The following is a 14192-nucleotide window of genomic DNA, read 5'->3' on the forward strand; positions in this document are numbered from 1 at the left end:
CTCGTCCGGCGTGGACGGAGCCTGCGGGGCGGTGGTCCCGCACCGTCCCAGCCCGTCCGGCGTTTGAGGACGGAACCCGCGGGACGGTGGTCCCGTGCCATCCCAGCCTGTCCGGCGTTTGAGGACGGAACCCTCGCGCGGGAGGGGCCGAACTCCGCCGGCAGGGCGTCAGGGCGTGTCCCTCCCACAGGGGGCGGCCTGCTCCGGAGCCACGGTTCCGTCCTCAAACGCCGGACGGGCTGAGAGAGGTGCGGGCACACCTAAGCCGCAGTTCGGTCCTCAAGTGCCGAACGGGCTGAGAAAGGTGCCGGCACACCTAAGCCACGGTTCCGTCCTCAAGCGCCGGACGGGCTGCGAGGTGCGGGCACAGCCGGGCCACGGCCACGGTTCCTCAAGCGCCGGACGGGCTGGAAGGTGCTGGCTCACCGGACGGGCTGCGAGGTGAGGGCCCACCGGGCCGGCATGCGCCAGGTGCGGGTACGTGAAAGGGCGCGGAGTACGGGACCGTATCCGTACTCCGCGCCCTCGTTCAGGGAGCGACAGAGGTGTCGCCGGGTGACAGGGACCGCGGCGGCGGCGATCGGCCCGGGGGAGGGCGTCTCCTTCAGGTCAGGAGACGGTCCCCGGGTCCTTCACCACCGCACTGGCATCGCTCGACCGCCGCGGCCTCGTCGTCCTGCCCGTGCCGCGCGGCACCCCTCATCCGGGTGCGCGGTACGGGCAGGGTCCAGGGGGAGGCTCAGTCCTCGCGCAGGGCGCGGACGGCCTCCTCGACGCGCTTGCCGTAGTCGGCGTCGGCGGCGTGGAAGTGGGCGAGGTTCTTCTCGATCACGTCGTCACGGGTGACCTGCGAGAGGCCTCCGGCGATGTTCGCGACCAGGCGGCCCTTCTCGTCCTCCGACATGAGCCGGAAGAGTTCGCCCGCCTGGAAGAAGTCGTCGTCCTTGGTGTGGGCGGGCGCCTCGTGCGTGCCCGTCCAGCCGTGGATCGCCAGCGGTGCGGCGAGCGCCGCGTCGGTCTGCGCCGGACCGGCGTACGAGTTGGGCTCGTAGTTCTTGTCGTGGCGCGAGCCGTTGCGGGTCGCGTGGACGCCGTCGCGGCCGTAGTTGTCGACGACGGCGGTCCTCGGGGCGTTCACCGGCAGGTGGGTGTGGTTGACGCCCAGGCGGTAGCGGTGCGCGTCCGCGTAGGCGAACAGCCGGCCCTGGAGCATCTTGTCCGGGGAGGGGCCGATGCCGGGCACGAAGTTGTTCGGGGAGAACGCGGCCTGCTCGACCTCGGCGAAGACGTTGTCCGGGTTGCGGTCCAGGACCAGGCGGCCGACCCGCTGGAGCGGGTAGTCGCTGTGCGGCCACACCTTGGTGAGGTCGAACGGGTTGAACCGGTAGTCGGCGGCGTCGGCGGCCGGCATCACCTGGACGTGCAGCGTCCAGGAGGGGTTGACGCCGCGCTCGATGGCCTGGAGCAGGTCCGTCTGGTGCGAGTTGGCGTCCTTGCCGACGAGCTCGGAGGCCTGGTCGGCGGAGAGGGACCGCACGCCCTGGTTCGTCTTGAAGTGGTACTTGACGAAGAAGGCCTCGCCCGCGGCGTTCGTCCACTGGTAAGTGTGCGAGCCGTAGCCGTTCATGTGACGGTACGAGGCGGGGATGCCTCGGTCGCCCATCAGCCAGGTGATCTGGTGCGTCGCCTCGGGGGCGTGCGCCCAGAAGTCCCAGACGTTGTCCGGCTCCTGCTTGCCCGTGAACGGGTCGCGCTTCTGCGAGTGGATGAAGTCGGGGAACTTGATCGGGTCCTTGATGAAGAACACCGGGGTGTTGTTCCCGACCAGGTCGTAATTGCCCTCGTCGGTATAGAACTTGAGGGCGAATCCGCGCGGGTCGCGGACCGCGTCCGCGCCGCCGAGCGAGTCGGCGACGGTCGAGAAGCGGATGAACGTCTCGGTGCGCTTGCCCACCTCGGAGAGGAAGTCGGCGCGGGTGAAGCCCGTGACGTCGTCGGTCACCTCGAAGTAGCCGTACGCGCCGGAGCCGCGGGCGTGCACCACGCGCTCCGGGATGCGCTCACGGTTGAAGCGGGCGAGCTTCTCCAGGAGGTGCTGGTCCTGGAGGAGGATCGGTCCACCGACACCGGCGGTGGCGGAGTTCTGGTTGTCGGCGACCGGGGCGCCTGACTCGGTCGTGAGCACACGCTTAGCCATGTGGCGGGATGACCTTTCGTACGAGCTGCTGACGGCTTGAGGAGCGTAGATTCGCCGCGAGGCAACGTCAACAGTTTGTTGAAAACGAAGTATGTGGTTCCGGGCCGCGGCAGCGCCTGGGCGCGACAGGACAGGTGTCAGCGCCACCGCGGCCCGGAGATCAGGGGGCCCGTCGTGCGGGCCGTGGCCCCGGGGGCGGACCGGCGATCGTGGCCGGCCGCCCCTTCGCGGGGCCGGGGGATGGTCAGACCTGGGAGCCGGACAGCCGCTCGACCGAGCGCAGCAGCGCCGAGTGGTCCAGTCCGCCGTCGCCCTGGGCGCGCAGCGAGGCGACCAGCTGGGCGACCACGCCGCCGACGGGCAGGGCCGCGCCGACGTTGCGGGCGGCGTCCGTGACGATGCCCATGTCCTTGTGGTGCAGGTCGATCCGGAAGCCGGGGGCGAAGTCCCGCTTCAGGAAGTTGTCCTTCTTGCGGGTCAGCACGGTCGAGCCGGCCAGTCCGCCGTTGAGGACGTCCAGCGCGGCGGCGAGGTCGACCCCGGACTTCTCCAGGAAGACCACGGCCTCGGCGCAGGCCTGGATGTTGACCGCGACGATCAGCTGGTTGGCCGCCTTCACCGTCTGGCCGGAGCCGTGCGGGCCACAGAGCACGATGGTCTTGCCCAGCGCCTCCAGCAGCGGCTTCGCGGCGTCGAAGTCCGCCTGCTCACCGCCGACCATGATGGACAGGACCGCCTCGATGGCGCCGGCCTCGCCGCCGGAGACCGGCGCGTCCAGGACCCGGATGCCCTTCTCGGCCGCGTTCTTGGCGAGGTCCACGGAGGTCTGCGGGGTGATGGAGGACATGTCCACCAGCAGCGCGCCGCGCCGGGCGTTCTCCAGGATGCCGTCGGGGCCGTAGGCGATGGCCTCGACCTGCGGGGAGGCGGGCACCATCGTGATGACGACGTCCGCGTCCCTGACCGCGTCCGCGATCGAGGAGGCGCCGTTGCCGCCGGCCGAGACCAGCCGGTCGACCTTGTCCTGCTCCAGGGTGTATCCGGTGACGTCGTAACCGGCCTTGACCAGGTTCTCGGACATGGGGGAGCCCATGATGCCGAGGCCGATCCACGCAACCTTGGGGAGGTTGTTGCTCATGAGGGTGCCTTCCTGAAAAACGTTTGTACGTAAGGGGGTTGGGCTCGACCGGAGGTCGGCCCGGCCCGTCCGCAGCCGGTCAGCGGGCCGCTCGGGCCGACGCCGGGAGCCAGTCGAAGGATTCCGCGCTCGGCCGGTCGCCCGGCTTGTACTCCAGGCCGACCCAGCCCGCGTACCCGGCGTCCTTCAGCTCGTCGAGGAGCCGCTCCAGCGGGAGCGAGCCGGTGCCCGGCGCGCCGCGTCCCGGGTTGTCGGCGATCTGGACGTGGCCGGTCTTCGCCGCGTAGGCCTTGATGACCTGGCTCAGGTCCTCGCCGTTCATCGAGAGGTGGTACAGGTCCAGCAGGAACTTGGCGTTCCCGAGTCCCGTCGCCGCGTTGACCTTGTCGACGACCTCGATCGCGGCCGGTGCGCCGACCAGCGGATAGAGCGGCGACTCCGGCTTGTTGAGGGTCTCGACGAGGAGGATCGCCCCGATCCGGTCCGCCGAGCGGGCGGCCAGCACCAGGTTCTCCAGGGCGAGTGCGTCCTGTACCTGCGGGTCCGCGCCCTCGACGCGGTTGCCGTACAGCGCGTTGAGCGCCGTGCAGCCGACCGAGGCGGCGAAGTCGGCCGCCACCTCGATGTTGGCCCGGAAGCGGTCCGACTCCGTGCCGGGCACGGAGAGCGCGCCGCGGTCGGGGCCGGGCAGCTGTCCGGCGTAGAAGTTCAGCCCCACCAGCTGGGTGCCGGCGTCGTCGAGCGCCTTCTTGAGGGCGTCGAGCTCCGCCTGCGGAGGGGTGGGGGTCTCGATCCAGGGCCACCACAGCTCGACCGCCGTGAAGCCCGCCGCGGCGGCTGCCGCGGGACGCTCCAGGAGCGGGAGTTCCGTGAAGAGGATCGAAAGGTTCACATCGAAGCGCTGGTCCGGGTATCCCATGAGGATGTCGGCGCTCCTTCCGTATTGCGGAAGTTAGTTTCTGCTTAACGGAAGATTGCCCGGAGGGTGGTGGGGCTGTCAAGGGGGTGCCGGAAAATTCGCCCCGGCCGCCGGCGTACGGAATCGGTGGCACGGGTGCCTCCGGGCATACGAAAGCGGGGCGGTGGCCGCCCTCGGCCCCCGCCCCGCCCGGCTCCCACGCCGTGTGCGCCTCGCTATCCGGCCGGAACCGTGTCCTCGAAGCTCGTCCCCGCACCCCGGTACGCCCCGACCATCGCGTCGACCTGCGCGGGGGTGAGCACCTGGTCCTTCACGTGCAGGACGTAGTCCACCTGCTGGTCGTAGGCGCGGGGCGTGGTGCTCGGCTGCCCCTCCAGGTCGATCAGCCACTGGTTGAAGTTGATCGACATCGGCCGCTCGGGCAGATAGGCCGCGCCGTGCGTCCCGAAGTGCTGACCGTCGACGTAGTACGTGATCCGGTTGTCGTCGATGGTCACCACCAGGTCGTGCCAGCCCGCGTACGACTGCCGGACCTCGCTGTGCGCGTTGACCGCCTCCCACGGGTCGGGCCGGTAGGTCTCCCACGACGTCGTGTAGAGGATGTTCGCCGGCTCGCCCCAGCCGCCGTTGGGCAGATACTCGAAGTCGTACTCCGCGTAGTCGTCCGCCATCGGCGCCTTGAGGTCGTTGATCGTGAAGAACGTCTGCACGATCCGGTCGCCGTCCGGGCCCGAGCGCGGCGCGTCGCTGAACTTCACCCGGGACGCGTAGGTCCCGTTCTTGAACTTCATCGACCGCGTCAGGATCTCCGTGTGCTTCGTCGAGGCCCCGGTCCCGGCCGTCGAGGTCTCCAGGTTCATCACCGAGTTTCCGCCCTGGTCGGCGAACGTGACGTTCTCGGGCGCCCAGGTCGCGCCCGGCACCCCCGGACCGCCGGAGTTGGACCGTACGCTCCAGCCGTTCGCGTTGATCTCCGGGTCGGTGTGGGAGCTGTAGTCGAAGTCGTCGAACAGCGTCGGCGCGTCCCCCGGCGGGTCCGTCGGGTCCGGCGGGTCGGTCGGGCCGTTGCCCCCGGGCACCTCGCCCCACACGGTCGCCCCGGAGACGTGAGCGGTCACCCTGGACCAGTCGCCGTACGCCGTCCTGTCCGCGCCGAAAGAGTAGTCGTCGGACTGGACGAGCGAGGCCCAGGACGCCTGGTGGAACCGGAGCTGCATGTCCCCGGAGTCCGCGCCCGGGGCGAGCGAGCCCGCCCCGGCGGTGAAGCCGATCTCCAGGTAGCGGTCGGCGGTGGCCGTCGGTTCGGCGAGGGTCCCGAACGTACCGGTGATGTTCGCGCACCCCTTCACCGCCCAGGAACAGGCGAACCGGTAGGCGGCGGACGCCGAGTCGGCCTTGAAGTAGTAGCGCACCTTGACGCTGCTCAGCGGTACGGAGGTGGAGCCGGCGTTACGGACCTTCAGCCACGGCTCGCTCTGGTCGGCGCTCGCGCCGGACGCGCTCGTACGGTACTGGACGACGATCCCGTCCGCCGCGGCGGACGCCGATGAGGGCAGGGCGGCCAGACCGGTGGCGGCCAGCGCCACGGCGGCGGCCGAGGCGGCGGCGGTGCGCAGCCTGGACCTGCGCGGATTCCTGCGTGATGTGTTCACGGGCGTGTTCCTCTCCGGAACGGTGGTGGGGGAGTGGCTACGAGTGGGGTCGCGCTGTTCCTGAGGACGGGGACGCGTACGCGGCCGTCGCGAGCGACCGCGCGTCCAGCGGGCGGTAGGGGACGCCCAGGGCGTCCAGCCGGGCGGTGTGGTGACGCAGCCGCTCGACGAACCCCGGCCAGTCGCCGCGCCCGCCGGACCAGGAACGGTCGGCCAGCGCGCAGAGCCGTGGGTAGCTGAGGTACTCGATCTCCTCGGGGGTGCGGGCGTACTCGGTCCACACCTGGGCCTGGGTGCCGAGCACCCGCGCCCGGTCCGCCTCCGGCCAGTCCCCCGGCGCCGGTTCGTAACCGTGGACCGTGTGCAGGGGGACCGGCGCGCCGGGCTGGGCGACCGGCTCGGACGGATCGCCGGACTGGGCGTAGTCGAGATAGGTCGCCCGGTGGTGAGCCGCGATCACCTGATGGCCCCGGAGCGCGGCGGCCCGCGCGTGCGAGGAGTCGCGCCAGGTCATCACCGTGAACTCCGGCGGGAGTTCGGCGCCGTTCTCGACCCAGCCGAGCGGAATCCGCCCGCGCTCCACCAGGAACGCCCCGACCCGGCCCATGAACCAGCCGTGCAGCGCCGCCGGGTCCGCGAGCCCCAGCGCCGCAGCGCGCTCCCTCGCGGCCGGACTCTCCTCCCACTCGGTGGTCGGGCACTCCTCGCCCCCGATGTGGATGTACGGCGACGGGAAGACGTCCAGCACCTCCTCCAGCACGGCCCGGCAGAAGTCGAAGACCCCCTCGTGCACGCCGAGGATCGTGTCGCACACCCCCCAGCGGGTCCACACGTCCAGCTCCCGGCCGGGGCGGTTGCCCAGCTCCGGGTAGGCGGCGAGCGCCGCCCGCACATGGCCGGGCATCTCGATCTCCGGTACGACGGCGACCCCGCGCTCCGCCGCGTACCGCACCAGGTCCCGCAACTCCGCCTTGGTGTACGCCCCTTCGTGCGGCACCGCGTCGAAGTGGGCCCCGTCCGGGCCGGTCGGGCCCTTCTGCGACCGGGCCCGCCGGGAGCCGACCGAGATCAGCCGGGGGTAGGCGTCGACCGGCATCCGCCAGCCCTGGTCGTCGGTGAGGTGGAGATGCAGGACGTTCAGCTTGTGCAGCGCCAGCAGGTCCACGTACCGGCGCAGATAGCCGACCGGCTGGAAGCGCCGCGCCACGTCCAGCATCGCCCCGCGCCACGGCCGGTCCGGCACGTCGGTGATCTCGACGCAGGGCAGCTCCCAGGTGCCCGTGGCCGAGGAGCTCCCCGACAGGGCCTCGGCGGGCAGGAGTTGGCGGATCGTCTGGACGCCCCGGAGCAGCCCGGTGAGGTGCGCGGCACGCAGTTGGAGGGCCTGCCGGGCGACCGTCAGCCCGTACCCCTCCTCGCCGAGGCCGCCGAGACGGTCGTCCAGGGCGATGACGACCCGGCCGTCCGACGCCGGGGCGAGGGGAAGCCCGGCCGCCCGGCCGACCAGCGAGCGCAGCAGGTCCGCCGCCGGTTCCGCGCCCGGCAGCGCCCGGACGGCGGTGTCGCGGTCGAGGGTGAGCCGGCCGCCGAGCGAGGAGACCTTGGTGGGCCGGGGGACAAGGGCGAGATCGGGACGCGATGCGGGCACGGGGGGCCTCCGGATGCGGTTCGCGGGCGGGCGGCGGCGGGCCTCCTCCACCGCTCAGCCCTTGACGGCGCCGGCGGCGAAGCCGGACGTGACATGGCGCTGGAGCAGCAGGAAGATCACCAGTGCGGGCAGCGCGAAGAGGGTGGAGGCGGCCATCGTGGCGCCCCAGTCGGTGCCGAAGGTGTTCTGGAAGGACGACAGCCAGACCGGGAGCGTCCGATTGTCCTGCTGCTTGATGATCAGGAAGTTGGCGTAGGCGAACTCGTTCCAGGCGGTGATGAAGCCGAACAGCGACGTCGCCATGAGCCCCGGCGCCAGCAGCGGCATCGCCACCCGCCGGAACGCCCCGGTCCGCGTACAGCCGTCGACCTGCGCTGCCTCCTCCAGCTCCGGCGGGATCGTCCCGATGAACCCGCGCAGCACCACGACGGTGAACGGCAGCGTGATCATGAAGTAGATCAACGTCAGCGTCGGCAGCCGGTCGAGCATGTCGGTGTCCCGGGAGATGATGTAGACGGGGATGATCAACGACTCCCAGGGCGCCATCTGCGCGATGAAGATCATCAGCATGAACTGCCGCCGGCCCTTCCACCGCATCCGCGCCACGGCGAACGCCGCGCCCAGCGCCACCAGCAGCGCCAGCAGGACGGCCCCCAGCGTGACCAGGATGCTGTTGCGCCAGAACAGGGCGAACCCGTCGGCCTCCACGGCCCGTCGGAAGTGGTCGAGCGTCCAGGTGTGCGGGAAGAGCTGAGGGTCGGCGGACCGGATGTCCTTGGACGGCTTGAAGGCCGTGGCGATCATCCAGTAGACGGGGAAGAGGCAGACGGCGACGGTCACGGCGGCGGCGATGTTCAGTGGCAGGCGCCGCAGCCGGGGGCGTACGGGCTTGCGGGGACGTGCGGTACGGGGACTCATCGGGTCTCGTCCTCCTGGCGGAGCATCTGGCGGAAGTACAGGACGAGCACCCCGGACATCAGGACCACGGTGACCATGGATGCGGCGGAGCCCAGGTCGTACCGCTGACCGGAGAGGGCGGTCTGGACCGCGTAGACCGGCAGGATCGTCGTGGCGTCACCCGGGCCGCCCCGGGTCATCACCCAGATCTGGACGAACGCCTTGAACGTCCAGATCACCTCCAGCGAGATGACCAGCAGGAAGATCGGCCGCAGCATCGGGAAGGTGACCGAGCGGAAGACCCGCCCCGCGCCCGCCCCGTCCAGCCGCGCCGACTCGTACAGCTCCAGGGGCACGGTGGTCAGCGCCGAGTAGAGCGTGATCGCGGCGAACGGCACCGACTGCCAGACGATCAGCGTCACCAGGATCGCGAAGACGGCGGTCCCGTTCGCGAACCACGGATAGCGGTCGAAGGAGTCGAGGCCGAGTGAGGTCAGCGACCGGTTGACGATGCCGAACTCCGAGTGGAAGAGCCACTGGAAGACCGTGGTGGCCGCCACCACCGGCATCGCCCAGGCCAGCACCAGCGAACACAGCACCACCGTCCGCCCGATCCGGCCCAGCCGCTCCACCATCAGCGCGACCAGGGTGGCGATCACCATGATCAGGACGACGTTGACCGCCATGAAGAGGAAGGTGCGCCGCACCACCTCCCAGAACCGGGGGTCCGACAGCAGCGTCCGGTAGTTCCGCAGCCCCACGAACTCCGCCTCACCGGCGATCAGCTGGCGCAGCCGGAAGTCCTGGAACGAGATCAGGACGGCCCGCACCAGTGGGTAGACCAGCAGATAGAGCATGCCGCCGACGGCGGGGGCGATCAGGGCGTACGGCCAGAGGCCGTGCACCCTGCCCCGCGGGGACGGGGCCTTGCGCCCGGCGGGGCGCGGGGCGGGGCGCCGCCGGGGTGCGGGCGGTGCGCTCCGCTGGTCGACGACCGGCATGGCAGGCCTCCTTTCGTGCGGTTGGGGTGGCTCGTGCTGCTGCGGCTCGTGCCGCTGTGGGGCGGATCGGGTCAGGAACCGGCGTTCATGGCCCGGGTGATGTCCGCCGAGGCCTTCGCCGCCTCCTTCGCCGGATCGCCCCCGGTGAGCACGGCCGTCATGTAGTCCTTGATCGGGTTCTCCGCCTCGACCGCCGCCCAGCCCGGGGTGTTGGGCGTCGCGTGCCCGTTGGCCGCGCCGGCCGCCATCGCGGCGGCCCCCGGGTCGTCGGCCACGGCGGAGGCCAGCGAGGTCCGGTTCGGCACATAACTCATGGCGACGGCGAGCTTCTTCTGCCAGGTGTCCCCGGTCAGCTCCTTGATGAAGGCGACCGCCTCGTCGGGGTGGGCCGCGGCGGCCGGTACGACCAGGTCGGAGCCGCCGGTGAAGACCGCGCCGGGCGTGTCCGCCGTCCTGCCCGGGATCGGGAAGAAGGCGAGCTTGTCCTTGAGCCCGGGGTTCTGCTCCGCGATGACCCCGGCCGCGCCCGGGGTCTGGATGATCTGCGCCACCTGCCCCTGGGCCATCACTTCGGCCTGCGGCGGATCGTCCTCGTCGGAGTCCTTGGGCCCCTTGCCGAGCGCCTGGAGCTTCTTGTAGAACGCCATGCCGCGCAGCGCCTCGGGGCTGTCCAGCGCGCCGGACCACTTCCCGCCGGACTCGACGGCGAGGTCGCCGCCCTCGTCCCAGATGAACCCGGCCAGCGCGTACCACATCTGTCCGGGCAGGTAGATGCCCTGCGTGCCGCCCTTGTCGAGCTTGGCGGTGGCGTCGATCCACTGCTCACGGGTCGTGATCGCCGACGCGTCGACGCCCGCCTTCTCGAAGAGGTCGGTGCGGTAGACCACCACCCGGTTCGCCGCGTAGTACGGGATGCCGTACTGCTTGCCCTCGTACGACCCCGGCTCGGCCAGGCCGGTCAGCCAGTCCTCGCCGTTCAGCTCCTCGGTGCGGTCGCTGAGGTCGAGCAGCCCGCCGCTCTCCGCGAACTGCGCCACCTGGGTGTTGCCCGCCTCGATGACGTCGGGGGCGTCGTTGCTCGCCAGGGCGGCGGTGATCTTCTGACCGATCCCGTCCCACTCCTGGATCTGGATCTTCACGTCGATCGCCGGGTGGCGCTTCTCGAAGTCCGCGGTGAACTCCTTCTGGAACCCGTCCGAGACGCTGTCGCGCATCAGCCAGACGTCCACCGTCGTCCGGCCGTCCCCGTTGCCGGAGTCCGTTCCGGACGACGAACTGCAGGCACTGAGCGCGGCGGTCAGGACGAGCACGGACCCACCGGCGAGCAAGCGGTACTTCACGGTTCACCTCGGAAGCAGAATGGATCGGACGGACCCGACGAGGCCTGACCACCTGACCAGTTGTCTCCACTGGACAGTTCGCCTCTCGATGGGGGTTGAAGGTGGCATAGACCAATGAGGTCGTCAACCCCCTGCGTATCAGGGCGAGTTGATGATCTGCCCGTAGCCGGGCCACTGATGTCGCCTGCAGATGGAGCTACACTTCGCCTGACCAGCAAGCCAGTTCGGCCGCAGTGGTCGTCAACTGGTAAGAAAATTCGATCCGTCGGAAGGGGAACACGTGGACGCGGACGTGCCGGGGACGGTGCTCAAACGGGAGCGGACCCGCGATGCCGTACTGGAGCTGATCGAGTCGCGCAGCCCCGGGGACGCCATCCCCTCGGAACGCGCCCTGTGCGCCCTGCTCGGCGTGTCGCGGCCCACCGTGCGCGCGGCGGCCGACGAGCTGGTCGCCGCCGGGCTCCTGGTGCGCGAGCACGGCCGGGGCATGTTCGTCGCCCCCGCCAAGATCACCCAGGAACTGGTCGCCGGGGACCGGGCGCTGAGCGTGCCGCAGGCGGCGGGCGCCTGGTCGAGCCGGCTGCTGGAGTTCACCACGCTCCAGGCGGGGGCCCGCGTCGGCCGCAAGCTGCGGATGTCGCCCGCCGCCGAGATCGTCTACGTGGCGCGGCTGCGGCTGGTCGACGGTGCGCCGATGGCCATCGAGCACCTGCACATCCGCGCCGAGCTGGTGCCGGGCCTCAGTGCCCAGGAGCTGGAGAGCGGCGACCTGTACGAGCATCTGCGCTCCACGCACGGGGTGCACGTCCGCGAGGCGGTCCAGGCCATCGAGCCCACCGTCGTCACCCGCGCCGAGGCCAGGCTCCTCGACGTTCCGGAGCTGTCGCCGGCGCTGCTCTTCGAGCGGCTGACCTCCGACACCACGGGCCGCCCGGTGGAGTACGTCCACTCGCTCTACCGGGGCGACCGCTACCGGATCGTCTCCCGGCTCGCGCTCGGCCCGGCGGCCGAGGTCGCCCCCGACCCGGAGGGGCACCACCCGGGCATCCCGCCCGGCGACTTCGCGCACGGCGACGCCATCGCCTCCTCGACCAGGGGGGACATCCAGACGGGCGGCTGATCACCGGCCGCCGACCGCGTTGCGCAGGGTGCAACTCCGGTTGCACCTCTTGTCGAACAGGCGTCGGCGGGCCAGGGTGGCGGACGCATCCGAAGCAGCCGACCCCCCACACGAGGTGCCTCGCATGAACCCAGCCCCCCACCCGCGTCCCGCTCCCGGCCTCCCCGGCCGCCGAGGTCTCCTCGGCGGTCTGCTGGCGGGAGCCGCCCTGGCCGCCGTCCCCGCCCTCGCCGCGCCCGCCCGCGCGGGGGCCCGCCCGGCCCCCGCGCCCGCCGGCCCGCGCGCCACCCGCCCGCTGCTGCTCGGCACGTACACCTCCGAAGGGGGAGGCGGTACGGGCATCGGCACCGCCGCGTACGACACCGGCACCGGCGCGATCACCCCCGGGCCGGTGATCACCGGCGTCGAGAACCCCTCCTACCTGGCCCCGCACCCCTCCGGCGCCACCGTCTACGCGGTCGCCGAGCAGGGCGCGGGCGCGGTCACCGCCGTGGCGGTCGGGCCGGACGGGACGTACGAGGTGCTCGGCAGCCGCCCCACCGGCGGCTCCGGCCCCACCCACCTCTCCGTCCACCCGTCCGGACGCTGGCTGCTGAGCGCCAACTACACCTCCGGAAGCGTCGCCGTGCACCCGATCGCGGAGGACGGCTCACTGGGGGAGTGCACCGACCTGGTCACCCACAGCTCGCCGCCGCCCGGACCCGGCCAGGGCGGACCGCACGCCCACCAGATCGTCACCTCGCCCGACGGCGGTCACGTCCTCGCCGTCGACCTGGGCACCGACACCGTGTACACGTACGCGCTCGACGCGTCCGCCGGGACGCTCACCGAGGTCTCCCGGGCTGCTCTGGCGCCCGGCTCCGGCCCCCGCCACCTGGCCTTCCACCCCGGCGGGCGCTTCGCCTACCTGGCCTGCGAACTGGACAACACCATGGTCGTCTGCGCGTACGACCCCGCAACCGGCGCCCTCACCCCGGGGCCCGGGCAGTCCACCGGCACGGGGTCCGGCGTCAACTACCCCGCCCAGCCGGTGGTCACCGGGGACGGGGCGTACGTCTACCTCGCCAACCGGGGCCACAACAGCCTCACCCGTTACGCCGTGGAGGGCGGCGGGGCGGTCCTGCGGCTGCTGGACACCGTGCCCGTCGGCGGCGACTGGCCCCGCCAGCTCGCCCTGTCCCCGGACAGCTCCCTGCTCTTCGCCGCGAACCAGCGCTCCTCCACCGTCACCGTTTTCGGGGTCGGCCCCGACGGCTCTCTCACCGGCGCGGGCGCCCCCTTCCCGGCGCCGGTCGCGGTCTGCGTCCTGCCGCTCCCGTGAGCCCCGCGGCCGGGGCCCCGCGCGCACCGGAGCGGGGTCCCGTCCAGCGGTTACAGTCGTGGCCGAGCCGCGGGAGCCCGCACCCGGGGCGAGGACATCATGGAGGCACAGTGCGCTTGAGGGTGGAATTCACCACCGAGCCGTTCGATCTCGACGAGGCGCCCACCCATGCGGTGGTGGCCCGCGAGGTGATCCAGGGCGCCGGGCTCGACGCCGTCGACGTCGGCCCCTTCGGCAACACCGCGGAAGGGGGCGCGGACGAGGTGCTCACCGCCGTGGACTCCCTGCTGCGGCGGGCCCTGGCCTCGGGCGCCACCCGGGTCTCGCTCCAGGTGAACGTGATCGAGGGGGACGCATCATGACCGAATCCGTCGATCACCCTCCGGCGGCGGCCGACACCCTCGCGGCAGCGGCCGGCGCCCCTCCGGCAGCGGCGGATAACCCTTCGGCAACGGTCGACCACCCCCTCGTGTCCGCGGTCAAGCCGCTCGTCGACGCGATGGGCGCGGAGCTGCTGGGTCCGGATCAGGCCCAGCCGGACGATGTCGTGCTCGCCTGGGAGGGCCGGGACGTCATAGCCGTACGCCTGCCGCAGCTCTCCGACTCGCTGGACCACATCCTCGCTGCGATGGAACGACGGCACGGGATGCCGCTCGCCGACCTGGACCGCAAGGCCAAGCAGAGCGTCGTCCGGACCCTGGAGGCACGCGGTGCCTTCTCCGTACGGCACGGAGTGGAGACGGTGGCGAGCGCCCTGGGCGTCTCCCGGTTCACCGTGTACAACTACCTGAACCGGGAACATGCGGCCAAGGGTGAGTAGTTGGCCGAACACACCGAACACACAGGAAAGCCGCCGTCCGCATGCCGGGACGGCGGCTTTCTTCGTTCGCGAGATTTCAACAAAGTGTTGACGTCGTGTTGCGGAGGGCGTTAGCTATCCGCAGCCCGAACAACGCACA

Annotated in this window: 12 protein-coding genes; 4 read left to right on the forward strand and 8 right to left on the reverse strand. The window is 71.5% G+C overall.

Going from position 1 to position 14192, the window contains the following annotated elements:
• Window positions 1-739: 739 nt before the first annotated feature.
• From IE272_RS15945 to IE272_RS15980, 8 genes are all read right to left on the reverse strand, one after another.
• Entirely contained in the window at window positions 740-2197 is a 1458-nt protein-coding gene (locus IE272_RS15945) for a catalase (protein WP_050357306.1), read from the reverse strand.
• A 244-nt stretch (window positions 2198-2441) separates the two neighbouring features.
• Window positions 2442-3335: a 2-hydroxy-3-oxopropionate reductase gene (locus IE272_RS15950; protein ID WP_073743287.1), complete on the reverse strand. Its 894-nt coding sequence runs from the start codon at window positions 3333-3335 to the stop codon at window positions 2442-2444.
• A gap of 79 nt (window positions 3336-3414) precedes the next feature.
• On the reverse strand, window positions 3415-4254 hold the full coding sequence (locus IE272_RS15955) for a TIM barrel protein (RefSeq protein WP_190007133.1): 840 nt from the start codon (window positions 4252-4254) through the stop codon (window positions 3415-3417).
• A gap of 215 nt (window positions 4255-4469) precedes the next feature.
• Window positions 4470-5906, reverse strand: a complete 1437-nt coding sequence (locus IE272_RS15960; protein WP_190007134.1) for a cellulose binding domain-containing protein — start codon at window positions 5904-5906, stop codon at window positions 4470-4472.
• Between the two features lie 37 nt (window positions 5907-5943).
• Window positions 5944-7554 (reverse strand): beta-N-acetylhexosaminidase, encoded by a 1611-nt coding sequence (locus IE272_RS15965; protein WP_057666602.1) that lies wholly within the window; start codon window positions 7552-7554, stop codon window positions 5944-5946.
• Window positions 7555-7608: 54 nt separating this feature from the next.
• Entirely contained in the window at window positions 7609-8472 is an 864-nt protein-coding gene (locus IE272_RS15970; protein WP_056698148.1) for a carbohydrate ABC transporter permease, read from the reverse strand.
• Window positions 8469-9452, reverse strand: coding sequence for a carbohydrate ABC transporter permease (locus IE272_RS15975; RefSeq protein ID WP_190007135.1), 984 nt, complete (start codon window positions 9450-9452; stop codon window positions 8469-8471). Before IE272_RS15975 ends, IE272_RS15970 begins: the two co-directional genes overlap by 4 nt.
• 71 nt (window positions 9453-9523) lie before the next feature.
• Window positions 9524-10792, reverse strand: coding sequence for an extracellular solute-binding protein (locus IE272_RS15980; RefSeq protein WP_190007136.1), 1269 nt, complete (start codon window positions 10790-10792; stop codon window positions 9524-9526).
• A 280-nt stretch (window positions 10793-11072) separates the two neighbouring features.
• On the opposite strand from IE272_RS15980, the gene IE272_RS15985 reads away from it, so the two are divergent.
• The 4 genes from IE272_RS15985 to IE272_RS16000 all read left to right on the forward strand — a co-directional run bounded on the left by IE272_RS15985 (window position 11073) and on the right by IE272_RS16000 (window position 14053).
• Window positions 11073-11912 (forward strand): GntR family transcriptional regulator, encoded by an 840-nt coding sequence (locus tag IE272_RS15985; RefSeq protein ID WP_057666612.1) that lies wholly within the window; start codon window positions 11073-11075, stop codon window positions 11910-11912.
• Window positions 11913-12036: 124 nt separating this feature from the next.
• Window positions 12037-13233 carry a lactonase family protein gene (locus IE272_RS15990; RefSeq protein ID WP_190007137.1) on the forward strand — a complete coding sequence of 399 codons (1197 nt, stop codon included), beginning with the start codon at window positions 12037-12039 and terminating at the stop codon, window positions 13231-13233.
• A 110-nt stretch (window positions 13234-13343) separates the two neighbouring features.
• Window positions 13344-13595, forward strand: a complete 252-nt coding sequence (locus tag IE272_RS15995; protein WP_056698136.1) for a YkoF family thiamine-binding protein — start codon at window positions 13344-13346, stop codon at window positions 13593-13595.
• A gap of 137 nt (window positions 13596-13732) precedes the next feature.
• Complete coding sequence (locus IE272_RS16000; protein ID WP_047181087.1) at window positions 13733-14053, forward strand: helix-turn-helix domain-containing protein; 321 nt, start codon at window positions 13733-13735, stop codon at window positions 14051-14053.
• The last annotated feature ends 139 nt before the right edge of the window (window positions 14054-14192 follow it).

This window comes from Streptomyces anulatus (genome assembly GCF_014650675.1).
GTDB lineage: Bacteria > Actinomycetota > Actinomycetes > Streptomycetales > Streptomycetaceae > Streptomyces > Streptomyces anulatus.